Source organism: Enterococcus sp. HMSC078F03 (assembly GCF_001811595.1).
Classification (GTDB): Bacteria; Bacillota; Bacilli; order Lactobacillales; family Enterococcaceae; genus Enterococcus; species Enterococcus faecalis.
The window spans coordinates 65,663-88,515 of record NZ_KV805556.1; the positions used below are offsets into that span (position 1 = coordinate 65,663).

At 39.4% G+C, this 22,853-nt stretch carries 24 protein-coding genes; 20 read left to right on the forward strand and 4 right to left on the reverse strand.

From position 1 onward, the window contains the following. Nucleotides 1-86: 86 nt before the first annotated feature. The 11 genes from purC to HMPREF2810_RS05885 all read left to right on the forward strand — a co-directional run bounded on the left by purC (nt 87) and on the right by HMPREF2810_RS05885 (nt 10,990). The gene (gene purC, locus HMPREF2810_RS05835) at nt 87-800 is read left to right on the forward strand and encodes a phosphoribosylaminoimidazolesuccinocarboxamide synthase (RefSeq protein WP_002357270.1); all 714 of its coding nucleotides are present in this window, start codon (nt 87-89) and stop codon (nt 798-800) included. 13 nt (nt 801-813) lie between these two features. Then, nucleotides 814-1,065, forward strand: coding sequence for a phosphoribosylformylglycinamidine synthase subunit PurS (gene purS / locus HMPREF2810_RS05840; protein WP_002357271.1), 252 nt, complete (start codon nt 814-816; stop codon nt 1,063-1,065). Then, nucleotides 1,066-1,740 (forward strand): phosphoribosylformylglycinamidine synthase subunit PurQ, encoded by a 675-nt coding sequence (gene purQ / locus HMPREF2810_RS05845; RefSeq protein WP_002364085.1) that lies wholly within the window; start codon nt 1,066-1,068, stop codon nt 1,738-1,740. Further along, nucleotides 1,737-3,956 (forward strand): phosphoribosylformylglycinamidine synthase subunit PurL, encoded by a 2,220-nt coding sequence (gene purL / locus HMPREF2810_RS05850; RefSeq protein ID WP_070635595.1) that lies wholly within the window; start codon nt 1,737-1,739, stop codon nt 3,954-3,956. The genes purQ and purL overlap by 4 nt, the downstream gene beginning before the upstream one ends. Further along, the gene (gene purF, locus HMPREF2810_RS05855) at nt 3,932-5,371 is read left to right on the forward strand and encodes an amidophosphoribosyltransferase (RefSeq protein ID WP_010715270.1); all 1,440 of its coding nucleotides are present in this window, start codon (nt 3,932-3,934) and stop codon (nt 5,369-5,371) included. Before purL ends, purF begins: the two co-directional genes overlap by 25 nt. Before the next feature lies 1 nt (nt 5,372). Next, a complete protein-coding gene (gene purM / locus HMPREF2810_RS05860; RefSeq protein ID WP_002420112.1) occupies nt 5,373-6,404 on the forward strand; it encodes a phosphoribosylformylglycinamidine cyclo-ligase in 1,032 nt (343 codons plus the stop codon). Next, nucleotides 6,401-6,973, forward strand: a complete 573-nt coding sequence (gene purN, locus HMPREF2810_RS05865) for a phosphoribosylglycinamide formyltransferase (protein WP_002420113.1) — start codon at nt 6,401-6,403, stop codon at nt 6,971-6,973. The genes purM and purN overlap by 4 nt, the downstream gene beginning before the upstream one ends. Next, the gene (purH, locus tag HMPREF2810_RS05870) at nt 6,925-8,511 is read left to right on the forward strand and encodes a bifunctional phosphoribosylaminoimidazolecarboxamide formyltransferase/IMP cyclohydrolase (protein WP_371079488.1); all 1,587 of its coding nucleotides are present in this window, start codon (nt 6,925-6,927) and stop codon (nt 8,509-8,511) included. The genes purN and purH overlap by 49 nt, the downstream gene beginning before the upstream one ends. An 18-nt stretch (nt 8,512-8,529) precedes the next feature. Next, nucleotides 8,530-9,777: a phosphoribosylamine--glycine ligase gene (gene purD, locus HMPREF2810_RS05875; protein ID WP_010715268.1), complete on the forward strand. Its 1,248-nt coding sequence runs from the start codon at nt 8,530-8,532 to the stop codon at nt 9,775-9,777. Between the two features lie 128 nt (nt 9,778-9,905). Then, nucleotides 9,906-10,235, forward strand: coding sequence for a DUF1648 domain-containing protein (locus tag HMPREF2810_RS05880; RefSeq protein WP_002420116.1), 330 nt, complete (start codon nt 9,906-9,908; stop codon nt 10,233-10,235). A gap of 20 nt (nt 10,236-10,255) precedes the next feature. Beyond that, nucleotides 10,256-10,990 carry a TIM44-like domain-containing protein gene (locus tag HMPREF2810_RS05885; RefSeq protein ID WP_010715267.1) on the forward strand — a complete coding sequence of 245 codons (735 nt, stop codon included), beginning with the start codon at nt 10,256-10,258 and terminating at the stop codon, nt 10,988-10,990. 39 nt (nt 10,991-11,029) lie between these two features. Here HMPREF2810_RS05885 and HMPREF2810_RS05890 read toward each other — a convergent pair whose 3' ends face one another. The 4 genes from HMPREF2810_RS05890 to HMPREF2810_RS05905 all read right to left on the reverse strand — a co-directional run bounded on the left by HMPREF2810_RS05890 (nt 11,030) and on the right by HMPREF2810_RS05905 (nt 13,502). After that, entirely contained in the window at nt 11,030-11,551 is a 522-nt protein-coding gene (locus HMPREF2810_RS05890) for a QueT transporter family protein (RefSeq protein ID WP_010715266.1), read from the reverse strand. A 145-nt stretch (nt 11,552-11,696) separates the two neighbouring features. Beyond that, nucleotides 11,697-12,482 (reverse strand): 3-oxoacyl-ACP reductase, encoded by a 786-nt coding sequence (locus HMPREF2810_RS05895; RefSeq protein WP_070635596.1) that lies wholly within the window; start codon nt 12,480-12,482, stop codon nt 11,697-11,699. A gap of 62 nt (nt 12,483-12,544) precedes the next feature. Further along, a complete protein-coding gene (locus HMPREF2810_RS05900; RefSeq protein ID WP_002357284.1) occupies nt 12,545-12,778 on the reverse strand; it encodes a DUF2829 domain-containing protein in 234 nt (77 codons plus the stop codon). Continuing rightward, a complete protein-coding gene (locus HMPREF2810_RS05905) occupies nt 12,768-13,502 on the reverse strand; it encodes a YigZ family protein (RefSeq protein ID WP_002410598.1) in 735 nt (244 codons plus the stop codon). The genes HMPREF2810_RS05900 and HMPREF2810_RS05905 overlap by 11 nt, the downstream gene beginning before the upstream one ends. 69 nt (nt 13,503-13,571) lie before the next feature. Between HMPREF2810_RS05905 and HMPREF2810_RS05910 the strand changes: the two genes are divergently transcribed. From HMPREF2810_RS05910 to ftsX, 9 genes are all read left to right on the forward strand, one after another. Continuing rightward, nucleotides 13,572-13,859 (forward strand): DUF7662 domain-containing protein, encoded by a 288-nt coding sequence (locus HMPREF2810_RS05910; protein WP_002357286.1) that lies wholly within the window; start codon nt 13,572-13,574, stop codon nt 13,857-13,859. A gap of 120 nt (nt 13,860-13,979) precedes the next feature. Beyond that, a complete protein-coding gene (locus HMPREF2810_RS05915; protein WP_002360150.1) occupies nt 13,980-14,315 on the forward strand; it encodes a PTS sugar transporter subunit IIB in 336 nt (111 codons plus the stop codon). Between the two features lie 98 nt (nt 14,316-14,413). Further along, nucleotides 14,414-15,730: an ATP-dependent helicase ComFA gene (locus tag HMPREF2810_RS05920; protein ID WP_010715264.1), complete on the forward strand. Its 1,317-nt coding sequence runs from the start codon at nt 14,414-14,416 to the stop codon at nt 15,728-15,730. Beyond that, complete coding sequence (locus HMPREF2810_RS05925; protein ID WP_010715263.1) at nt 15,720-16,406, forward strand: ComF family protein; 687 nt, start codon at nt 15,720-15,722, stop codon at nt 16,404-16,406. The genes HMPREF2810_RS05920 and HMPREF2810_RS05925 overlap by 11 nt, the downstream gene beginning before the upstream one ends. Nucleotides 16,407-16,544: 138 nt before the next feature. Further along, nucleotides 16,545-17,096, forward strand: a complete 552-nt coding sequence (gene hpf / locus HMPREF2810_RS05930; RefSeq protein ID WP_002357293.1) for a ribosome hibernation-promoting factor, HPF/YfiA family — start codon at nt 16,545-16,547, stop codon at nt 17,094-17,096. 255 nt (nt 17,097-17,351) lie between these two features. Continuing rightward, nucleotides 17,352-19,889 carry a preprotein translocase subunit SecA gene (gene secA / locus HMPREF2810_RS05935; RefSeq protein ID WP_002420121.1) on the forward strand — a complete coding sequence of 846 codons (2,538 nt, stop codon included), beginning with the start codon at nt 17,352-17,354 and terminating at the stop codon, nt 19,887-19,889. Between the two features lie 76 nt (nt 19,890-19,965). After that, nucleotides 19,966-21,067 (forward strand): peptide chain release factor 2 gene (gene prfB / locus HMPREF2810_RS05940; RefSeq protein ID WP_111997025.1). Its coding sequence is split into 2 segments (ribosomal slippage): nt 19,966-20,037 and nt 20,039-21,067, totalling 1,101 coding nucleotides; the frame shifts between segments, so codons are not numbered across the junction. A gap of 105 nt (nt 21,068-21,172) precedes the next feature. Then, nucleotides 21,173-21,859: a cell division ATP-binding protein FtsE gene (ftsE, locus tag HMPREF2810_RS05945; protein ID WP_002361935.1), complete on the forward strand. Its 687-nt coding sequence runs from the start codon at nt 21,173-21,175 to the stop codon at nt 21,857-21,859. Beyond that, on the forward strand, nt 21,852-22,736 hold the full coding sequence (gene ftsX / locus HMPREF2810_RS05950; protein ID WP_002364071.1) for a permease-like cell division protein FtsX: 885 nt from the start codon (nt 21,852-21,854) through the stop codon (nt 22,734-22,736). The genes ftsE and ftsX overlap by 8 nt, the downstream gene beginning before the upstream one ends. Nucleotides 22,737-22,853 lie beyond the last annotated feature (117 nt).

A 22,853-nucleotide genomic window follows, 5' to 3' on the forward strand; every position in this document is an offset into this window, starting at 1 on the left:
TTGTAACTAATGTAAGTTTTTGTCTGATGTAAATCAGCTGACTTAGAAAGAATAGGGTTCATGAAGCTAACGAGAAGAGGGAAAGAATGGAAAAGAAAGCACTTGTGTATACAGGAAAAGCGAAGAAGTTGTATCAAACAGAAAATGCAGCGGTTCTTTTTGTGGAATATCTTGATCAAGCAACAGCTTTAAATGGTCAAAAAAAAGACAAAGTTCTTGGGAAAGGCGCTTTAAATAATCAAATCACTAGTCTAATTTTTGAACATTTACAGCAACAGAAGATTCCCAATCATTTTATCAAAAAAGTATCTGAACACGAACAATTAATTCAGGCCGTAGAAATGATTCCTTTGGAAGTTGTCGTACGTAATTATGCGGCAGGAAGTTTTTCAAAGCGTTTAGCGATTGAAGAGGGCACTAAATTAGTGACGCCCATTATTGAATTTTATTACAAAGAAGATCGTCTGGATGATCCTTTTATTAACGAAGACCATATTCAATTTCTAAAAGTAGCCACTCCTGCTGAAATTGTGGAGATTAAAGCATTGGCTTTACAAATTAATCAGGCGCTTAGTCAACTCTTTCAACGCCTCAATATTTGTTTGATCGATTTTAAAATCGAGATTGGTCGGACGAAGGCCAATCAATTGTTACTGGCAGATGAAATTTCTCCAGACACCTGTCGTCTATGGGATTTAAACACAAACGAACATCTGGATAAAGATGTTTATCGCCGTGAATTAGGAGAAATAGTTCCTGTATATGAAGAAGTTTTACAACGTTTACTAACAGCTAATTGAGGAGGAAGCGCGTATGTATTTTGTAAAAGTCTATGTTACGTATAAAGAATCAATTTTGGATCCCCAAGGTGAAGCGGTTAAGGAAGCAGTCCATCGGCTTGGTTTTACAGAAGTAGCCGAAATCCGTGTCGGTAAGTATTTTGAAATGCACGTCCAGCAGACAGAAGCAATTGAAGAGAAAATTGAACAAATTTGTGATCAACTATTAGCCAATGTAAATATGGAATCCTATCGTTTTGAAATTTTATCTTTGGAGGAAATTTAAATGAAATTGGCAGTGATTGTTTTTCCAGGATCCAATTGTGATGCAGACTTATTGTGGGCTGTCAAAGAGGTGATGGGCGTCGATGCAGAATTTGTCCGACACGATGCCACTTCTTTAGCAAAATTTGATGGCGTGTTATTGCCTGGTGGTTTTTCTTATGGCGATTACTTACGTTGTGGTGCAATTGCTCGGTTTTCGCCAATTATCAATGAGGTGATTCGCTTTGCTGCAGAAGGCAAAATGGTCTTTGGTACTTGTAATGGTTTTCAAATTTTAACAGAAATTGGCTTGCTTCCTGGTACGTTGCTAAGAAATGATTCGCTTCGTTTTATTTGTAAAAGTGTCCCACTGAAAGTGAATACGCACACAAAGTTTACAAGCGAGTATCCTGAAAATGTTTCGATACATTTACCAGTAGCGCATGGCGAAGGGAATTACTATTGTGATGAAAAAACGTTGAAAGAGCTGAAAGAAAAGAACCAAATTGTTTTTACGTATCAAGAAAAGGTGAACGGTAGTCTTGCGAATATTGCTGGTATTTGTAATGAACAGGGCAATGTTCTAGGAATGATGCCTCATCCGGAACGAGCGATGGAAGAATTGTTAGGTTCAACAGATGGACGCAGCTTTTTTGCTTCAATCATTAAAAACTTTGGAAAGGAATTAAGCCAATGATGAATGAACCAACACCAAAAGAAATCAAGGAGACACGGTTGTATGCAGAATGGGGACTAACAGATGAAGAATATCATCAGATTGAGACCATTTTGCAAAGAGAACCTAATTATACAGAAACTGGCTTATTCTCCGTGATGTGGAGTGAACATTGCTCTTACAAAAATTCCAAGCCCGTTTTAAAAAAGTTTCCGACGGAAGGGCCACAAGTGCTTCAAGGCCCTGGTGAAGGAGCTGGGATTGTCGATATTGGTGACGGATTAGCTGTTGTTTTTAAAGCAGAGAGCCATAATCATCCTTCTGCAGTAGAACCTTACGAAGGAGCAGCTACAGGCGTTGGTGGAATTATTCGCGATATTTTCAGTATGGGGGCGCGGCCGATTGCTTTACTGGATTCGTTAAGATTTGGCGAACTGACGGATGCACGAACACGTTATTTGTTTCAAGAAGTTGTGGCGGGGATTAGCGGTTATGGAAATTGTATTGGTATTCCAACCGTTGGCGGCGAAATTGCTTTTGAGCCATGTTATCAAGGAAACCCACTTGTTAATGCTATGTGTGTGGGATTGATTCGTCATGACGAGATTCAAAAAGGCCAAGCAAAAGGCGTCGGAAATAGCATTCTTTATGTAGGTGCGAAAACAGGACGAGATGGAATTCATGGTGCGACCTTTGCTTCAGAAGAATTTAGTGAAGGTGAAGAACAGCAACGATCTGCGGTACAAGTAGGTGATCCGTTTATGGAAAAATTATTATTGGAAGCTTGTCTTGATTTAATCAAAAATCATCAAGATATTTTAATCGGCATCCAAGATATGGGGGCGGCTGGCTTGGTTTCTTCAAGTGCTGAAATGGCATCAAAAGCAGGTTCAGGCTTGATTCTAGAGCTAGATAAAGTTCCGCAGAGAGAGACGCAGATGAGCCCCTATGAAATGCTCTTGTCTGAGTCCCAAGAACGGATGTTAATCTGTGTGGAAAAAGGAGCAGAACAGCAAGTTTGTGAATTGTTTCAAACGTATGACTTAGAAGCGGTAGCGATTGGATCCGTAACAGATGATGGACAGTATCGTGTCTTTCACAGTGGCAAAATAGTCGCAGATGTACCAGTAGATGCTTTGGCAGAAGAAGCCCCTGTCTACCAGAAAGCCTATCAAGAACCAGAACGGATGCGTGCTTTTAAAAAATTAGCGCCCTTCATTCCAGAAATTACGAATAGTACGGAATTATTAAAACGCCTATTGCAACAGCCAACGATTGCATCGAAAAAATCAGTTTACGAAACCTATGATAGTCAAGTACAAACGAATACAGTGGTGCAACCAGGAAGTGATGCAGCTGTTTTAAGAGTGCGGGGCACCAATAAAGCCTTAGCGATGACAACAGATTGTAATAGCCGTTATTTGTATTTAAATCCTGAAATTGGTGGGCAAATTGCGGTTGCAGAAGCAGCCCGTAATATTGTAGCAAGTGGAGCACAACCTTTGGCTATCACTGATTGTTTGAATTATGGTTCCCCTGATAAACCAGAAAGTTTTTGGGAATTATGGACGTCGGCGGATGGAATCGCCGCAGCCTGCCGTCAGCTAGGAACACCCGTGATTTCAGGGAACGTCTCTCTTTACAATGAAACAGATGGTCAAGCCATTTACCCTACGCCGATGATTGGCATGGTGGGCGTGATTGAAGATGTTTCACAAATTACCACACAAGCGTTTAAACAAGTGGATGACTTAATTTATCTCATCGGTGAAACCCACGCAGATTTTAACGGCTCAGAAATTCAAAAAATGCAACTGGGCCGAATTGAAGGGCAATTACGCTCATTTGATTTAAAAGAGGAAAAAGCAAACCAAGAATTAGTTTTAAAAGCAATTCAAGCAGGCCTAGTTGCTAGCGCGCATGATTGCGCTGAAGGCGGCGTTGCCGTTGCTTTAGCCGAGTCGGTTTTTGCTAACGAACTGGGGTTACAGGTGATACTGCCATTAAAAAAAGAATATCTATTTGCGGAGACGCAATCCCGTTTTATTCTTTCAGTTAGTCCCCAGCATCAGGAAGAATTTGAAACACTAATTGGAAAAAAAGCCCAACACATTGGGAAAGTGACTGAAACTGGTTTGGTTATCCATGCGTTAGATGATGTGATCAATTGTTCAACAAAAGAAGCCAAAGCCTTATGGGAGGATGCGATTCCATGTCTTATGAAGCAAAAAGCTTAAATGAAGAGTGTGGTATTTTTGGTATTTGGGGTCATCCTGATGCGGCACAAGTGACCTATTTTGGTTTACACAGCTTGCAGCATCGAGGCCAAGAAGGCGCGGGAATTGTGGCGAACAATTCTGGGAAATTAGATGGCCACCGTGATTTAGGTTTATTAGCAGAAGTATTCCAAAAGCAAGAACAACTGAATGCATTAGAAGGAACGGCGGCTATTGGTCATGTACGCTATGCAACCGCTGGTACGGGTAGCGTGGATAATATTCAGCCATTTTTATTTAAATTTTATGATAGTCAAATTGGGTTAGCACACAATGGCAATTTGACAAATGCCAAGCGTTTACGAAAACAACTAGAAAGAGAAGGCGCTATTTTTCATTCTAATTCAGACACTGAAATTTTAATGCACTTGATTCGAAAAAGCACTGCTGCCTCGTTTCTCGATAAACTAAAAGAGAGCTTGAATTTGGTTAAGGGGGGCTTTGCTTATCTTTTATTAACAGAAACGATGATGATTGCTGCACTCGATCCCAATGGCTTTCGCCCTCTCTCCATCGGACAAATGAACAATGGGGCGTACGTTGTGGCATCCGAAACGTGTGCATTAGAAACAGTTGGGGCTCGCTTTATTCAAGATGTGGCGCCTGGTGAAGTAGTCATCATTTCTGATGAAGGCTTGAAAATAGAGGTTTTCACTACGGAAGTCCAACCAGCGATTTGCGCAATGGAATATATTTATTTTGCACGACCAGATTCAACTATTGCTGGAGTTAATGTGCATACAGCTCGTAAAAGAATGGGGAAGAACTTGGCAATCGAAAGTCCAGTCGCAGCTGATATGGTAATTGGGGTACCAAACTCGTCATTGTCTGCAGCTAGCGGCTATGCAGAAGAAGCACGGATTCCTTACGAACTAGGTTTAGTAAAAAATCAATATGTCGCTCGAACATTCATTCAGCCGACACAAGAATTAAGAGAACAAGGTGTCCGTATGAAACTATCGGCAGTTCGTGGCGTGGTCAAAGGAAAAAAAGTCATTTTAGTAGATGATTCGATTGTTCGCGGGACCACTATTCGACGCATTATCCATTTATTAAAAGAAGCAGAAGCGCAAGAAGTTCATGTCAGAATTGCTTCACCACCATTAAAATATCCGTGTTTTTATGGCATTGATATACAGACGCGGGACGAACTAATTGCGGCAAACTATTCAATTGAAGAGATCAAAGAGCAGATTGGCGCAGATTCGCTGGCTTTTTTGAGTGAAGCAGGGCTGATTGATGGGATTCAATTAAATTATGATGCTCCTTATTCTGGGCTGTGTATGGCTTACTTTAATGGAGACTATCCAACGCCTTTGTATGATTATGAAGAACAATATCAAGCATCCTTGAAAAAAGAAACTAGGAGGAATTGACATGGAAAATGCCTATTCAAAAGCTGGCGTAAATGTTGAGGCGGGATACGAAGTAGTGGAACGAATTCAAAAGCATAGCCAAAAGACACAACGGACGGGAACGTTGGGCATGCTTGGTGGTTTTGGTGGTTGTTTTGATTTAAGTAGTTACAAGCTTAAAGAACCAGTTTTGGTATCAGGAACGGATGGCGTAGGCACAAAGTTACTCTTGGCAATTGAAGAACAGAAACACGAGACAATCGGAATTGATTGTGTAGCAATGTGTGTCAATGATGTCGTCGCACAAGGCGCCGAACCGTTATATTTTTTAGATTATTTAGCGTTAGGGACCGTTAATCCAGCTAAAGTTGAAGCAATTGTTGCGGGTGTTGCGGCTGGCTGTTGTGAGGCGAATGCAGCCTTAATTGGGGGCGAAACAGCTGAAATGCCTGATATGTATGAAGTAGATGCTTATGACGTAGCTGGTTTTGCCGTGGGTATTGCTGAGAAAAGTCAACTCTTGACTCCAAGTAACGTAAAAGAAGGCGATTTCTTGATTGGTCTTCCTTCAAGTGGTCTTCATTCTAATGGTTACTCTTTAGTAAGAAATGTTTTTTTTAAGAAACATTCGTTTAAAACAACGGACAAGCTTCCAGAATTGGCACCCAAAACGTTAGGGGAAGAATTATTAACACCAACAAAAATTTACGTGAAGGAATTATTGCCATTGTTAAAAGCAGGACTCGTGCATGGTGCTGCGCATATTACTGGCGGCGGGTTTTTAGAAAATCTACCAAGAATGTTTTCTTCTTCATTAGCTGCAGAGATTCAATTAAATAGTTGGCCAGTGCTACCAATTTTTAAATTGATTCAAAAATACGGTGAAATTCCATCTGAAGAAATGTATGAAATTTTCAATATGGGCTTAGGGATGATTTTAGCGGTGAGTCCAGAGCATGTTGAAAAAGTTCAGGAGCTTTTACCAGAAGCTTTTGAAATTGGTCGTTTGGTACCTAGGAAAACGAAAGCCGTTATTTTTAAGGAAGCCTTATGAAGATAGCTGTTTTTGCATCTGGCAATGGTAGCAATTTTGAGGCGATTGCTGCAGCTTTTTCCCAAAAAAAAATCGCAGGGCAGTTGAGCTTAGTCTTTTGTGACCAGCCTGAAGCCTATGTATTGACCCGTGCCCAAAAACGCAAGATTCCCGTTGTTTGCTTTTCGCCATCTGATTTTCCATCTCGTGGGCAGTATGAAGAACAAGTATTGAAACATTTAAAAGAGCATCGGATCGATTTAATCGTGTTAGCTGGTTATTTGAGAATTATCGGCAAGACTTTACTGGAGGCTTATCCAAAGAGAATCGTCAATATTCATCCTTCGCTGTTACCTAGTTTTCCAGGTCTTCACGGAATTGAAGAGGCATTTCATTATGGAGTGAAAATAACAGGAATCACTATCCATTATGTTGACTCTGGGGTTGATACAGGACCGATTATTTTCCAAACAACCACCAAGATTGATACTGAAGATACATTGGACACATTAACAGAGAAAATTCATGCTCTTGAGCACGAATGGTACCCCAAAATAATTTCACAAATTGTAAAGGAGACAATGAAATGACCAAAAGAGCATTGATTAGCGTTTCAGACAAAACAGGAGTGACAACATTTGCAGCAGGCTTAGTTGCAAATGGCTTTGAAATTATCTCTACTGGGGGAACAAGGACTGTCTTAGAAGAAGCGGGGGTACCGACACTTGCTATTGACGACATCACTGGTTTTCCAGAAATGTTAGATGGCCGTGTCAAAACGTTACATCCGAATATCCATGGCGGACTTTTGGCAAAAAGGGGAAACCAAGCGCATCAAAAAGCACTGACTGAACAAGGCATTCACTTTATTGACCTTGTAGTAGTGAATCTTTATCCATTTAAAGAAACAATTTTAAAACCAGCGATTTCTGAAGCAGAAGCGATTGAAATGATTGATATTGGCGGTCCTAGCATGTTACGTTCAGCGGCAAAAAATTATCAAGACGTAACAGCAGTGGTTGATCCTAGTGATTATGAACAGGTATTAAGTGAAATTAGCAGCACTGGAACTAGCCAGTTAACCACTAGAAAAAGATTGGCAGCAAAAGTCTTTCGTCATACCGCTGCTTATGACGCGCTTATCGCTGACTATTTAACGACGCAAGTGGGTGAAACTGAACCAGAGAAACAGACGCTTACTTATGAACGTAAGCAAACATTGCGTTATGGCGAAAATAGCCATCAACAAGCCACCTTTTATCAATCCGTTGTACCTGTATCATTATCCATTGCTTCCGCTCGACAACTTCATGGCAAAGAACTGTCATATAACAATATTCGAGATGCTGATGCAGCGCTCCGGATTGCTAGCGAGTTTACAGAACCTACGGTCGTCGCTGTCAAACATATGAATCCATGTGGAATTGGAACAGGAAAAACGATTTTGGCAGCCTATCGTCAGGCATTTGAAGCAGATCCAGTTTCAATTTTTGGTGGCATTGTTGTTTTGAATCGTCCAGTGGATCAAGCGACTGCGGCTGAAATGCATCAAATCTTTTTAGAGATAATTATTGCGCCTAGTTTTGAGGAAGAAGCTCTGGCACTGTTATCTCAGAAAAAGAATCTTCGTTTGTTAACGTTAGATTTTCATGCTCAAGAAAAAAAAGCGGCGGAATTAGTTTCTGTTATGGGCGGGTTATTAATTCAAGAACAAGATACAGTTGTTGAAAATGAACAAGCATGGCAAGTAGTTACAGAGCGCCAACCCACACCAGCTGAAAGAGACGCATTGAACTTTGCTTGGAAAGCAGTCAAGCATGTAAAATCAAATGCTATTGTTTTAGCCAATGAAAGTCAAACAGTGGGAATTGGCGCTGGTCAAATGAATCGAATTGGGTCAGTAAAAATTGCAGTTGATCAAGCCCAAGCAGCTGGAAAATTACAAGGGGCCGTCTTAGCAAGTGATGCCTTTTTCCCCATGGCAGATAGCGTGGAATATGCTGCACAACATGGCATTCAAGCAATTATTCAGCCAGGTGGGAGCATTAAAGACCAAGCATCAATCGATCTAGCGAATCATTATGGCATTGCGATGATTTTTACTGGGACTCGTCATTTCAAACATTAATTTTTAAAGGAGAAACCGATGAATATATTAGTGATTGGGCGTGGTGGTCGTGAACATGCAATCGCCAAAAAATTACAGCAAGAAAACAAAGTCAAGATTGTTTATTGTGCACCAGGTAATCCTGGTATGAGTGGTGATAATATTCGGACTGTACCTATCAGTGAAGAGCAGCAAACGGAACTAATTCAATTTGCGAAGAATAATCAGATTGATTGGACATTCGTCGGACCGGAAACGCCATTAATTGAAGGAATTGTAGATGCCTTTCAAGCAGCGGGATTACTGATTTTTGGCCCGACAAAAGCAGCTGCAATAATTGAAGGTTCAAAAAGTTTTGCGAAAGATTTTATGCAAAAATACCAGATTCCAACGGCGGAATATCGGGTCTTTCGACGTTTGGCACCTGCCTTAGAATATATTGAACAGCAAGGAGTACCAATTGTTATTAAGGCGGATGGTTTGGCAGCTGGAAAAGGAGTAGTAGTTGCCGAAACAAAAGCAGCCGCAAAACGGGCGCTAGTTGCGATGATGGAGGACCAACAATTTGGAGCAAGCGGTCAAACGGTCGTAATCGAAGAATTTTTGCAAGGAGAAGAATTTTCCTTAATGGCCTTTGTTTCTAATGAGAAGGTATATCCGATGGTGATTGCTCAAGATCATAAGCGGATTTTCGATGGGGATGCTGGGCCGAATACAGGGGGGATGGGTGCTTACACACCAGTGCCTCAGATCCCAGAAGAAGCGGTTCAGCAAGCCATTAGCCAAGTCCTGAAACCGACTGCTAAAGGAATGGTGGCTGAAAAACGTCCGTTTCAAGGGATTTTATATGCTGGTTTAATCCAAACAGCAACTGGCCCCAAGGTTATTGAATTTAATGCTCGATTTGGGGATCCAGAAACACAAGTTGTGTTGGCACGTTTAGAGAGTCCCCTTTCAGAAATAATTTCTTCATTGCTGGCGAAAGAGCAACCAACGATTGTATGGAATGAGTTAGCGAGTGTTGGTGTTGTTGTAGCAGCAGAAGGCTATCCTAATCAATACAAGACAAATCTACCATTGCCCGAAATGTCTGGTGAAACCATCTATTATGCAGGGGTAACTCGTTCAGAACAGGCTCTGGTTTCGGCTGGCGGACGAATCTTTTTAGCAGAAGCAACTGCTTCGACTCTTGAAGAAGCCCGCAAAAAAGTTTATCAAACATTGGATAATTACTCATTTCCTGGAATGTACTATCGAAAAGATATAGGCGTGAAAGGCTTGATTTAGGATTTTTAAAACAGAGGCAAGGACATTTAATTGGATGTTTCCTTGTCTTTTTTTTTATTGCAAATTCAGATAGGGAGGCATAAACTGATAGTATATCCATCATTAAACTAGAGGAGAAAGCTAAATTAATGAGAGAAAAGCAGATTGAAAAAGTTAGTCAGGGATTGTTTATTGTTACAAGTATTTTAGCAGTCAGTTTACTATTATTAAGTGCGGTGGTCTATCCTGATTTACCAGCTCATGTGCCCATTCATGTGAATTTTTGGGGCGAGGGTAATTCATTTGGCCCAAGATCTAGTATATTTATGTGGCCAGCGGTCCTGTTTGGCTTGAGTATTTATCAACGAAGTTATCAATCAGTACAACCATATGGCAGATGGCTGAAGGTATTATTAATTATTGTTAATCTTGGCGCTTTGTTTAGTATTCTGCGTCTATTTATTAATTTGTTGGTTTGAAAGGATCGAAAGGTGAGAAAATGAGAAAGTTAATTTTGGTTTTTGTGGGATGTGTCATGGTCTTTTGTTTATGGCCTAATCAAGCGGTGGCTGTAGCTGGAGGCTATGGCGGTGGACGTGTAGAAAGTCCTAGCGGGGGCAATCCCTCGAATGGTTTTTCGTCAGGCAGTAATGGATCAAGAAGTTATGTTCATCATCATGAGACCGGATCCAGCAACACAACGCCACTGGAAGGCTTAATTTCAACAGTGTTTTTTGTTCTTTTTGGGGGCGCGATGATTTGGCAAAGACGCCGTAGAAATCAACCAGTCGATGAAGGTGCTTTTCAAGAAATGTGGGCAGCATTACCTGGAACATCAAAAGAAAAAAAGGCACTCTTAAAAGAAATACAACAAACGTTTTTAGAAATACAACAAGCGTGGGATCAAGAAAATTTGTCTGTAGTCAAAGATAACTATACAGAAAAACTTTATCAAAAACATCTTGCAGTATTACAAGAAAATCAACAAGCGGGCATCAGAAATCATGTAAAAAAAGTGAAAGTAGCGCCAGCTTCGAATTATCATCATATTAGTGAAACCAGTTTTTCACTGATGCTTCATTTTTCTTGTATTGACTACGAGGAAGATACTCAAAGCGGTCGTGTTTTATCGGGATACAAGCATCAAAAACAATATTTTTCACAACTTTGGTATTTTGATTACAATCCATCTCTTGGAAAATGGCAAGCAGACTTCATTCAACCTAAAGGATAGTGCTAAAAAGCGCTTGGGGTTTAAATCCCAAGCGCTTTTTTATTCTTCGATGCGTTTTACAAGCTGTATTTTTTTATTTAATACGTAAATCAGGATACCGCCGACGGTCATTGAAAGAAGTTCACCAAGTCCAACGGTCAACCATGTGTACCAAAAAGGTAACTGATAAAAGAACGTTAAGGGTCCGGCGACAGTGAACATGGACAAAGCAAAAAGAATGGCCGTTAGCATCAGTTTAATCAATAAATTTTGCTGATTTTTTGTCGCCAAATAGGCAATCCATAAGACTGCGCACGTGCCAGCGCTACCGATGACTATATCGATGATACCAAGAGGCGAAGCGGTGTTGGCAATTGCAACACCTAGTGTAATGGACCAGATATATCGCTTGTTAAAAACGCCTAAATAATTAAATAATTCGGCAAGACGAAGCTGTATCGGACCAAAACTAAGCGGAGCGAGAAGTACAGTGACAACGACATACAAAGCGGTAACCAGCGCCATTTTAGCCAACGCCGTAGCTGACCACGTACTGGTTTGTGGATTTGATGAATGATTCATTTAAGATTCTCCTTTATAAAACAACGACGTGTTTTAGTGATAACCATAACCAAAGGAAGGGCAGTAAAGCCAACTGAAGTGTTATGGTGTGAGTTGCCTCACTGTGTTACATGTTACTGAAGAACAGACACTCTGTAAAGTCTTTTTATTTCATGGTCCAACCACCATCGATGGTCATAACTGTGCCATGGATATAATCAGCGTCATCACTAGCTAGAAATAATGAAAGTTTTGCTACTTCTTGTGGCTGCGCCCAACGGCCCGCGGGTGTTTCACGTGCTACCCAAGTAGCCATTTCGCCTTCTCCTGCAAAATCAGCTGCGTTCATGGGTGTTTGGATGGCACCTGGCGCAATCGCATTTGCTCGAATGCCTAATTTGGCATAATCGTAGGAAAGTTGTTTTGTATACCCGATGATTGCGTGTTTGGAGGCAGTGTACGCTGCGCCGCCGCCCCCAGCTACTAAGCCAGCGATAGATGCCATATTAACGATTACTCCTTTTTTTTGTTGGAGGAAATAAGGTAATAGAGCATTGGTCACTAAAAAGACACTTTTTAAATTGGTTGCTAAAATTTGATCCCATAAAGCTTCCGAAGTTTCTAGAGAAGGACGATAATCATCTAAAATACCTGCCGTATTTAATAAAATATCAATTTGGCCGTTGTTTTTCACAATTTGTTTCATCGTGGCTTGCACAAATGAGGGAGAAGACACATCACCGACAAAATAAGTAAATGGCTTAGTAGAATCTGGATTAACCAGTGCGGCTGTCTGTTTTAACCCCGTTTCGTCTAGGTCGATGCCAATAACTTCAGCGCCCTGTTCAGCAAAGGCAATTGCTTGTGCTTGGCCAATCCCTGAAGCTGCACCGGTTACAAGCATCCGTTTTGTTTCAAATTCTTTTGGCATAAGAAAAACTCCTTTAAACATTTAAAAATTAAGGTCTGGAAGAACGAGCAATCGCCGTAATCTGCCAGACCTTATGTGTGTAGTTATGCTTCAACAATCACCCAATCTTCTGCTAAGACATCACAAGGTGTTGGTGAAAACATGCTGTAGCCTTCATCAGAAGTTTTGATTAAAAAATACGGGGTAACTTGTAAAAATTCACCTTCGGAGGTGCCAATTTCATCACGTAATTCAATAAAAAGTTCAAAACCGCTCCAGCCTTTACGTACGGCTTTTTTCCCTGCTTTAATCTGTGGCAATACTTCTTCAAATGTCATTTGCTTGTGCTCCTTTTTCGTTAAATGGTAGTTCGTGATAGCTCGTTGCGCCTTTTTCAATTGTCAACTGACCGTTAAGTAGATCCGTCATTTCAGCTATAAATGTTTCTGTTGCTTGTTCATCTACTAAACAAATTAACTGAATAGACTCTGTGTAAATAGTTTCTTTAAGCGTGTAGGGACTATGTTCCAAAAAGGCTTGGGCTTTTCCTAATAAAGGATAGGCGATCGTAATCAATAGTTCTTGTTGCAATTTGCCAATGACTAAACCAATTTCATCTAAAGTGTGGGAAAGAGCATGACTATATGCTCGGATTAAACCACCAGCGCCTAATTTTATTCCGCCAAAATAACGAGTGACAACAGCCACTACGTTGATTAACTCTTTTTTCTTTAAGACTTCTAGCATTGGAACACCAGCAGTGCCACTAGGTTCGCCGTCATCGCTGCTCCGCTGAATGTCATTTTTTTCGCCGATCACAAAAGCACTACAATTATGATTGGCTTTCCAATGTTCTTTTTTTATTGCGGCGATAAAGGCTTTTGCTTCTTCTTCTGATGTTACGCGCTTTACAGAACAGATAAACCGCGATTTCTTGATTTCAATCTCGCTGAAACCATCTTGTTTGACTGTAATATAGCTTTCTAACATATGGGCATCCTTTTCTCTCGTAATAAAGTCAGTATAAAAAAGAATCAACTGAATAGCAACTTTTTCTCTCATCTTTTTTGTGAGATTTTTGGAAAAAAACGTTATAATAAGGTATGATAGAGAAAAGGGAGGCGCTGGAAAATGGTACATACACGACAGAAAAAATATGATACAATTACTCATTATTTGAAAACGAATGGCGGTTCCCAAGTTACCTTGACCTTTACCCAGTTTGATGAATTGTTATTCCCTCATTCTGGTTTACCAAAAACTGCTAAGACAGATGTCGATTGGTGGGCGAACGATTATAAGCATCCAGAAAAAGGCGCTTATGGTTGGTTGAATGCGAGTTATCAAGTAGTTCAAGTGAATTTGGAAAAAGAATATGTGGTATTTAATAAATTGCTGAAGTCAGCATGGTACGTTTAAACCAGGATTGTATCCGCTTTAAAAAACAAGAATGATTGACAAAAATTAACTTTACACTATAATATTTTTAATAGATAATGTTGAAAATTGAAAAAGGCAATGGTAAAAGGGGCTGTTAAAATGTCAAAAAAAACAATTATGTTAGTTTGCTCCGCTGGAATGAGTACTAGTTTACTTGTTACAAAAATGCAAAAAGCAGCATTTAATCAAGGCTTAGATGCCCATATATTTGCGGCTTCTGCATCGGAAGCAGAAACAAATTTAGAAAATAATCCAGTCGATGTGTTATTGTTAGGTCCACAAGTTCGTTATATGAAGAGTGATTTTGAAAAGCGTCTATCACCAAAAGGTATCCCAACAGATGTCATTAGCATGTCTGATTACGGCTTAATGAACGGCGAAAAAGTCTTGGAACAAGCCTTGGGTTTGTTAGCACAAGCAGATAAAAAAGAGTAAAAACAAGTTGTTTTTTCGAGAATCTTCGAAAAAGCAACTTGTCTTTTTTTTCGCAAAAAAGCTAGAGAAATGCGTATTTTATAATTGAGGTGGTTAACATGGAAGACTTGCATGGACGTAAAATAATTCTTGAAGAAACAGAACGTTCAATACAGACAAAACTGGTTTATTTATCAACAATGTTAGAGCGTTCACCCCTAACAATTCAATGTCAGCGGTGCGGGGAAGTCGTATCCAAAAAAGAAAACAGACTGGCGACAAATGTATACTACTGTCATGCGTGCATTCAATTAGGCCGTGTGACTTCTTGTCAAAAATTTTGTCATTTACCAGAAAGGCCCAATAGCCCAAGAACTGTCTTTTTTGAGTGGTCTGGACAATTAACAAAGGGACAGCAAGCGATCTCGGTTGAACTTTGTGAGACAGCAAAAGCAAGAGAGAATCGCTTAGTGTGGGCAGTTACAGGTGCAGGCAAAACAGAAATGTTATTTGCTGTTTTGCACCAAACCTTACAAGAAGGGGGGCGGATTGCGCTGGCTTCGCCGCGTGTCGATGTTTGCTTAGAACTGTTTCCCAGAATCCAAGCGGTTTTTCCTCACGAAGCAATTGCTTTACTTCATGGAAACAGTCAAGAGCCGTATCGTTATACGAAACTAGTGATTTGCACCACGCATCAATTATTGAAATTCCATCAAGCATTTGATTTACTTATCGTTGATGAAGTCGACTCTTTTCCTTTTGTTAATAACGAGCATCTTTATTATGGAGTGCGTAACGCACGAAAAAAAAGAAGTAGTTTGGTGTACTTAACAGCAACCCCTACGAAAGAATTGCGGAAGCTTTTACAGCAAAAGAAGTTAGCGGCCAGTATTTTGCCAGCAAGATATCATCGTAGGCCATTACCTGTGCCACGCCGATTTTGGGTTCAGTCGTGGCAACGTCTTTCTAGCAAAAATATTAAAATCATTGCACATCATTTGAAACGTTTATTGGTGCGTAATTCAGTTTTACTATTTTGCCCAAGAATTTCATTAATTCACCAATTGCATGCATTAATAGCTGAGCGATTTTCCGACAAAAAAGTTGTCGCCGTTTATGGTAGCGATGAGCTTCGTCTAGAAAAAGTTCAAGCAATGCGTCAGCAGAAAACGGATATTTTGATCACTACAACCATTTTAGAACGTGGTGTGACTTTTGATGCAGTCTCAGTTATTGTTTATGGTGCCAATCATCGAGTCTTCACTTCTTCAACACTTGTCCAAATTGCGGGTCGAGTCGATCGAAGACAAGAATTCAATTACGGCGAAGTTTTATTTTTACATGATGGGGAAACAAGAGACATGAAAGAGGCAATTCGGCAAATAAAGCAAATGAATCGCTTGGCTAGCAAACGAGGGATGTTAGATGGATTGTAAAAATTGCGCAAGCCCCATTCGTTTGGAGATAACATTAAAAATGCTCTTACGTTTTAAAAAATGGGCGAGGCCTTCACTTTGCCAGCACTGCCAAGCAAAGTTCCAGAAACTGCCAATGACAGGCACTTGTTTTGGCTGTGGTCGCGTCAGCCAAGAGTATTATTGTTTAGATTGTCGAAGGTGGCAGCTGCTTTATCCAGAGTATTCTTTTCATAATGCAGCGTTGTTTCATTATGATGAAGGAATGCAAGAGTGGATGGAACGCTATAAATTTCAAGGAGACTATCGCTTAAGAATGTGTTTTAACGAGGAAATCAACTTTTACTTTCAGCAACAATCTGCGGACTATATTATTCCGGTGCCCTTATCCGAAAAGCGAATGCAAGAACGAGGCTTCAACCAAGTAATTGGCTTACTAGAAGCGGCTGATGTTCCGTACAGCCCTTTTTTAATTAGAAAAGAGGAAAATGTTCCGCAATCTAAGAAAACTAGAAAGGAAAGGATGCAGTTGCAACAACCATTTGCCATCCAAAAAGAAAATCAAGAAAAATTAAAAAATTGTTCTATTATTTTGGTGGATGACATCTATACCACTGGACGAACTCTTTTTCACGCAGCTGCTGTTATCAATGACTGTTATCCTAAAAGTTTGAATACGTTTACTCTCGCGCGGTAAAAAGAAAAGAATTCATAAATTTGATGACTATTTTGTTGGCAAAACCCAGATTATTCGATATAATGAAATTAAGAAGAAGGGAATTAAAGAGTGGTCCTTTAATCTTTTCTTTACTGGTAGATGAAAGGGGTAATTGTTATGTTTAGATATAATGTACGTGGAGAAAATATCGAGGTAACCGAAGCGATTCGAGACTATGTTGAGAAAAAAGTCGGTAAATTAGAAAGATATTTCAGCGATTCACCTGAAGCAACGGTTCACGTGAATTTGAAAGTGTACACTGAAAAAACAGCCAAAGTCGAGGTTACTATTCCTCTTCCTTATCTAGTTTTACGAGCTGAAGAAACGTCACCTGATTTATACGCAAGTATTGATTTGGTTGTCGATAAATTAGAACGACAAATTCGTAAATTTAAAACAAAAATCAACAGAAAATCTCGTGAAACAGGACGTAACAATACAAAAGCCGCTGTCTTCTTAGTTGGTGAAGAAACAGAAGAAACACCTTCAGAATTAGACATCGTTCGTACAAAACGTCTATCATTAAAACCGATGGACAGTGAAGAAGCTGTTTTACAAATGAACATGTTAGGACACAACTTCTTTATTTTTGAAGATGCTGAAACAAATGGAACAAGCATTGTTTACCGTCGTAAAGATGGCAAATATGGCTTGATTGAAACAGACTAAAGCTTAAAATAAGAGCTGAAATGCCTTCGTGCATTTCAGCTCTTTAAACATCTTTAAAGCACGGAGTAAAGAAAAAATAAAGAAATACATAAAATAACTTTAAAAGTTCCTCTTTTAAAGGAAAATGTCTGTAAAATAGAGAGAAATGGTTTTCTTTCTCGTCAAGTAATGATAAAATAAAACGGATAGATTGTGCTTCTTGTACAAAAAGGATACAAAAATAAAAAGAGGTAATTGAAAGGAACACAGATACCAATGGCAAATTTTTTGAAAAAAATGATTGAAAACGATAAAAAAGAATTAAGACGATTAGAAAAAATCGCCGATAAAATTGATGCACATGCAAGTGCAATGGAACAACTAAGCGATGAACAATTACGTGAAAAAACAGATGAATTTAAAGCCCGTTATCAAAAAGGGGAAACCTTAGACGAACTATTACCAGAAGCGTTTGCGGTTGTCCGCGAAGCTGCTAAACGTGTACTAGGTTTATTCCCGTACCGTGTCCAATTAATGGGTGGGATTGTGCTTCATGACGGGAACATTCCTGAAATGAGAACAGGTGAAGGGAAAACCTTGACTGCCACAATGCCTGTATACTTGAATGCACTATCTGGCGAAGGAGTACACGTTGTTACAGTTAATGAATACTTAGCAACCCGTGACTCTAACGAAATGGGAGAATTATATAATTTCTTAGGCTTAAGCGTTGGCTTAAACATTAACTCTAAATCTTCTGATGAAAAACGTGAAGCGTATAACTGTGATATCACTTATAGTACAAATAACGAATTAGGATTTGACTATTTGCGTGATAACATGGTTGTTTATCGCAGCCAAATGGTTCAACGTCCATTAAACTATGCAATTGTCGATGAAGTGGATTCAATCTTAATTGATGAAGCAAGAACCCCATTAATTATTTCTGGACAAGCTGAAAAATCGACAGCACTCTATACGCGTGCCGATAATTTTGTCAAACGCTTAAAAGAAGATGAAGATTACAAAATTGATATTCAGTCTAAAACAATTGGTTTAACAGAAGCAGGGATTGAAAAAGCTGAAGAAACTTTCGGATTGGATAACCTTTACGATATTGAAAATACAGCATTAACGCACCATTTAGATCAAGCGTTACGGGCAAACTATATCATGTTATTAGACATTGATTACGTGGTGCAAGACAATAAAGTCTTAATTGTTGACCAATTTACTGGTCGTATCATGGATGGTCGTCGTTATTCTGATGGCTTGCATCAAGCGATCGAAGCAAAAGAAGGCGTCGAAATTGAAGATGAAACAAAAACAATGGCGACGATTACGTTCCAAAACTACTTCCGGATGTACAAAAAACTAGCCGGGATGACTGGTACTGCTAAAACAGAAGAAGAAGAATTCCGTGAAATTTACAATATTCAAGTCATTCAAATCCCAACCAATCGTCCAATTATCCGTGACGATCGTCCAGATTTACTTTATCCAACCTTAGAAAGTAAATTTAATGCAGTGGTGGAAGATATTAAAGAACGTTACCACAAAGGACAACCAGTGTTGGTGGGGACTGTTGCGGTAGAAACGTCAGAATTACTTTCTGATAAATTAAACGCAGCTAAAATTCCTCATGAAGTATTAAATGCGAAAAATCACTTTAAAGAAGCCGAAATCATTATGAATGCCGGTCAAAAAGGCGCAGTTACAATTGCAACAAATATGGCTGGTCGTGGAACGGATATTAAACTTGGTTTAGGTGTACTTGAACTAGGTGGTCTAGCGGTTATCGGGACAGAACGTCATGAGTCACGTCGTATTGATAATCAGTTGCGTGGACGTGCAGGACGTCAAGGGGATCCAGGGGTTTCACAATTTTATTTATCTTTAGAAGATGACTTAATGAAACGCTTTGGTTCAGAACGAATTAAAACATTCTTGGAACGAATGAATGTGCAAGAAGAAGATGCAGTTATTCAAAGTAAAATGTTTACTCGCCAAGTAGAGTCTGCTCAAAAACGTGTGGAAGGAAATAACTATGACACACGTAAAAATGTTTTACAATACGATGACGTGATGCGCGAGCAACGTGAAGTTATTTATGCACAACGACAAGAAGTAATTATGGAAGAAAATGACTTGTCTGATGTATTGATGGGCATGGTAAAACGGACGATTGGCCGAGTGGTGGATAGCCATACACAATTAGAAAAAGAAGAATGGAATTTAGATGGGATTGTCGATTTTGCAGCCTCAACACTTGTCCATGAAGATACGATTTCTAAAAAAGATTTAGAAAATAAATCAGCTGAAGAAATCAAAGACTACTTAGTGGCACGTGCGCAAGAAGTATTTGAAGAAAAATCTCAACAATTGAATGGTCAAGAACAACTGCTAGAATTTGAAAAAGTTGTCATCTTGCGTGTCGTCGATACTAAATGGACAGATCACATTGATGCAATGGATCAATTACGTCAATCTGTCGGCTTACGTGCGTACGGTCAAAACAACCCATTAGTAGAATATCAAACAGAAGGTTATTCTATGTATAACAATATGGTGGGTTCAATCGAATATGAAGTAACACGTTTATTCATGAAATCGGAAATTCGCCAAAATGTCCAACGTGAGCAAGTAGCTCAAGGACAAGCGGAACATCCAGAAACAGAACAAGATGCAGCTGCACAAAGCAACACAAGTGCGAAGCGTCAACCTGTGCGTGTAGATAAAAAAGTGGGCCGTAATGATTTATGCCCATGCGGAAGTGGCAAAAAATTCAAAAATTGTCATGGAAGAAACGCTTAATTAAAGAAAAAACGCAGGGTGGGGCAATTTGTCCCGCCTTTGCTCTTTTTACAATAAAGAGAAAGAAGGAATCATTTTGGAAAACCCAGAAATTCGTACATTATTAGACGAAATGACACAAAAAATTACTAGCTTCAGGAGGTCTCTTTGACTTAGACCAGTTAGAAGAAGACATTGCCGAGGCGGAAAATCGGATGGGAGAACCTGGTTTTTGGGACAACACAGAAACGGCTCAAAAGCTAATTAACGAAACCAATAGTTTGAAAGAAAAATATCAACAATTTCATCAGCTCTCTGAGGAACTGGACGAATTAACGGTGATGTTTGAATTACAACAAGAAGAATATGATGCAGAGATTCAAGAAGAATTGGAAGAAAGAATTCATCTCTTGCAAGAACGTTTAACAACGTATGAGCTATCCTTACTACTAAATGAGCCATATGATCATAATAACGCCCTAATTGAATTACACCCTGGTGCCGGTGGTACTGAATCACAAGATTGGGGAAGTATGCTTTTACGAATGTATACACGTTGGGCAGAAAGTCACGGTTTCCAAGTTGAAACGTTGGATTACCAAGCTGGAGATGAAGCAGGGATTAAAAGTGTCACCTTATTAATCAAAGGTTACAATGCTTATGGCTACCTAAAATCTGAAAAAGGTGTCCATCGTCTTGTACGGATTTCGCCCTTTGATTCCGCTAAACGCCGTCATACTTCGTTTTGTTCAGTTGATGTAATGCCGGAACTAGACGATACAATAGAAATTGCGATCAATCCAGATGACTTAAAAATTGATACCTATCGAGCAAGTGGTGCCGGTGGTCAGCATATTAATAAAACAGAATCGGCTGTTCGAATCACACATATTCCAACAGGTACCGTTGTCGCAAGCCAAGCACAACGTTCTCAATTAAAAAACCGTGAGCAAGCAATGAGTATGTTAAAAGCCAAATTATATCAATTGGAAATGGAAAAGAAAGCCCAAGAAGCAGCAAGTTTACGTGGTGAACAAATGGAGATTGGCTGGGGCTCACAAATCCGTTCTTACGTGTTCCATCCGTATTCAATGGTCAAAGACCATCGGACAAATTACGAAACTGGCAATGTGCAAGCTGTGATGGATGGAGACCTTGATGGTTTCATTGATGCCTACTTAAAACAGCGCTTAAGTTAAGCTCTTCATTAAATTGAAATAAAAATGTAACTTAATGCAAGAAGTTTGCAATATTGACATGTTATAATGAGTAGGATTGAAGAAAAAAGAGATGGAGAGAACGCCATGATTGAAATGAAAGATGTAATGAAGAAATATTCGAATGGTACAACAGCGATTCGAAATATTTCAGTAGAGATTGACCAAGGCGAGTTCGTCTATGTGGTTGGTCCCTCAGGTGCAGGGAAATCAACCTTTATTAGATTAATGTATCGTGAAGAAAAAGCAACAAAAGGTAATTTGACAGTTGCAGGTCATGATTTAATGAAAATAAAAAATAAAGAAGTTCCTTATTTACGTCGTGAAATCGGCATCGTTTTCCAAGACTATAAATTATTACCAAAGAAAACTGTGTATGAGAACGTGGCCTATGCGATGCAAGTTATCGGACGACGTCCTCGCGAAATCAAAAAACGCGTGATGGAAGTTTTAGATTTAGTCGGTCTAAAACATAAGGTACGTGTTTTTCCAAGCGAACTTTCTGGTGGGGAACAGCAACGGGTATCCATTGCACGAGCAATCGTAAATACACCGAAAGTTTTAATTGCCGATGAACCAACTGGAAACTTAGATCCAGAGAATTCATGGGAAATCATGAAATTGTTGGACCGGATTAACGCACAAGGAACAACAGTCGTGATGGCAACGCATAATAGTACAATTGTAAATACGATTCGTCACCGTGTTATTGCCATTGAAAATGGTCGCATTATCCGTGACCAAGTGGAAGGAGAATACGGCTACGATGATTAGAACATTCTTTTCTCATTTATTTGAAAGTATCAAAAGTTTAAAACGGAACGGTTGGATGACTGTTGCCTCAGCAAGTGCGGTTACAATTACATTAGTTTTAGTTGGTATTTTTATGGGCGTTATTTTTAATGCAACGAAACTTGCTGATGATATCGAAAAAAACGTGACAGTGTCTGTTTTTGTCGATATTGGTACAAAACAAAATGAAATGAAAACATTAGAAAAACAACTTAAAGGATTAGACAATGTTGAAGATATTTCTTATTCAAACAAAGATCAACAATTGAAAAAAATCCAAGAACAAATGGGGGATGCCTGGAATCTTTTCGAAGGCGACAGTAACCCATTATATGATGTGTATTATGTCCGTGCAAAAACACCAGAAGACACGAAAGATATTGCGAAACAAGCAGCTAAATTCCCAAGTGTTTTTAAAGCCGATTACGGTGGTGTAAATTCAGACAAAATCTTTAAAATCGCTCAAACCGTTCGAACTTGGGGCTTAGCAGCTGCTGCATTACTTTTATTCGTTGCAGTGTTCTTAATTTCCAACACTATTCGGATTACGATTTTATCTCGTCAAAAAGAAATCCAAATTATGCGTCTTGTAGGAGCCAAAAACAGTTTCATTCGTTGGCCGTTCTTCTTAGAAGGTGCTTGGATTGGGTTGATTGGCGCAATCGTGCCAGTCATTATTATGACGTTAGGCTACCATCAAGTTTATAACATGTTTAACCCGCAGTTATTGCGTTCGAATTATTCATTAATTCGTCCAGAAGATTTTATCTGGAAAGTTAATCTATTAATGATTGCAACAGGAATGATTATTGGATCACTAGGTTCAGTTATTTCAATGCGTCGTTTCTTGAAAATTTAAAAAAGTTTAATTTTGCGGACAAAGATCTTGCCATCTAAGTGATTTATCACGTAGAGATTGCTAGGATGGGAGAAATGTTTTTGTTCAGTAGACTATCTTAAAAGTAAAAAATGACAC

Coding starts and splice junctions, on each gene's coding strand:
- purC (WP_002357270.1), top strand. CDS start 87: ATGGAAAAGAAAGCACTTGTGTATACAGGAAAAGCGAAGAAGTTGTAT.
- purS (WP_002357271.1), top strand. CDS start 814: ATGTATTTTGTAAAAGTCTATGTTACGTATAAAGAATCAATTTTGGAT.
- purQ (WP_002364085.1), top strand. CDS start 1,066: ATGAAATTGGCAGTGATTGTTTTTCCAGGATCCAATTGTGATGCAGAC.
- purL (WP_070635595.1), top strand. CDS start 1,737: ATGATGAATGAACCAACACCAAAAGAAATCAAGGAGACACGGTTGTAT.
- purF (WP_010715270.1), top strand. CDS start 3,932: ATGTCTTATGAAGCAAAAAGCTTAAATGAAGAGTGTGGTATTTTTGGT.
- purM (WP_002420112.1), top strand. CDS start 5,373: ATGGAAAATGCCTATTCAAAAGCTGGCGTAAATGTTGAGGCGGGATAC.
- purN (WP_002420113.1), top strand. CDS start 6,401: ATGAAGATAGCTGTTTTTGCATCTGGCAATGGTAGCAATTTTGAGGCG.
- purH (WP_371079488.1), top strand. CDS start 6,925: ATGGTACCCCAAAATAATTTCACAAATTGTAAAGGAGACAATGAAATG.
- purD (WP_010715268.1), top strand. CDS start 8,530: ATGAATATATTAGTGATTGGGCGTGGTGGTCGTGAACATGCAATCGCC.
- HMPREF2810_RS05880 (WP_002420116.1), top strand. CDS start 9,906: ATGAGAGAAAAGCAGATTGAAAAAGTTAGTCAGGGATTGTTTATTGTT.
- HMPREF2810_RS05885 (WP_010715267.1), top strand. CDS start 10,256: ATGAGAAAGTTAATTTTGGTTTTTGTGGGATGTGTCATGGTCTTTTGT.
- HMPREF2810_RS05890 (WP_010715266.1), bottom strand. CDS start 11,551: ATGAATCATTCATCAAATCCACAAACCAGTACGTGGTCAGCTACGGCG.
- HMPREF2810_RS05895 (WP_070635596.1), bottom strand. CDS start 12,482: ATGTTTAAAGGAGTTTTTCTTATGCCAAAAGAATTTGAAACAAAACGG.
- HMPREF2810_RS05900 (WP_002357284.1), bottom strand. CDS start 12,778: ATGACATTTGAAGAAGTATTGCCACAGATTAAAGCAGGGAAAAAAGCC.
- HMPREF2810_RS05905 (WP_002410598.1), bottom strand. CDS start 13,502: ATGAGAGAAAAAGTTGCTATTCAGTTGATTCTTTTTTATACTGACTTT.
- HMPREF2810_RS05910 (WP_002357286.1), top strand. CDS start 13,572: ATGGTACATACACGACAGAAAAAATATGATACAATTACTCATTATTTG.
- HMPREF2810_RS05915 (WP_002360150.1), top strand. CDS start 13,980: ATGTCAAAAAAAACAATTATGTTAGTTTGCTCCGCTGGAATGAGTACT.
- HMPREF2810_RS05920 (WP_010715264.1), top strand. CDS start 14,414: ATGGAAGACTTGCATGGACGTAAAATAATTCTTGAAGAAACAGAACGT.
- HMPREF2810_RS05925 (WP_010715263.1), top strand. CDS start 15,720: ATGGATTGTAAAAATTGCGCAAGCCCCATTCGTTTGGAGATAACATTA.
- hpf (WP_002357293.1), top strand. CDS start 16,545: ATGTTTAGATATAATGTACGTGGAGAAAATATCGAGGTAACCGAAGCG.
- secA (WP_002420121.1), top strand. CDS start 17,352: ATGGCAAATTTTTTGAAAAAAATGATTGAAAACGATAAAAAAGAATTA.
- ftsE (WP_002361935.1), top strand. CDS start 21,173: ATGATTGAAATGAAAGATGTAATGAAGAAATATTCGAATGGTACAACA.
- ftsX (WP_002364071.1), top strand. CDS start 21,852: ATGATTAGAACATTCTTTTCTCATTTATTTGAAAGTATCAAAAGTTTA.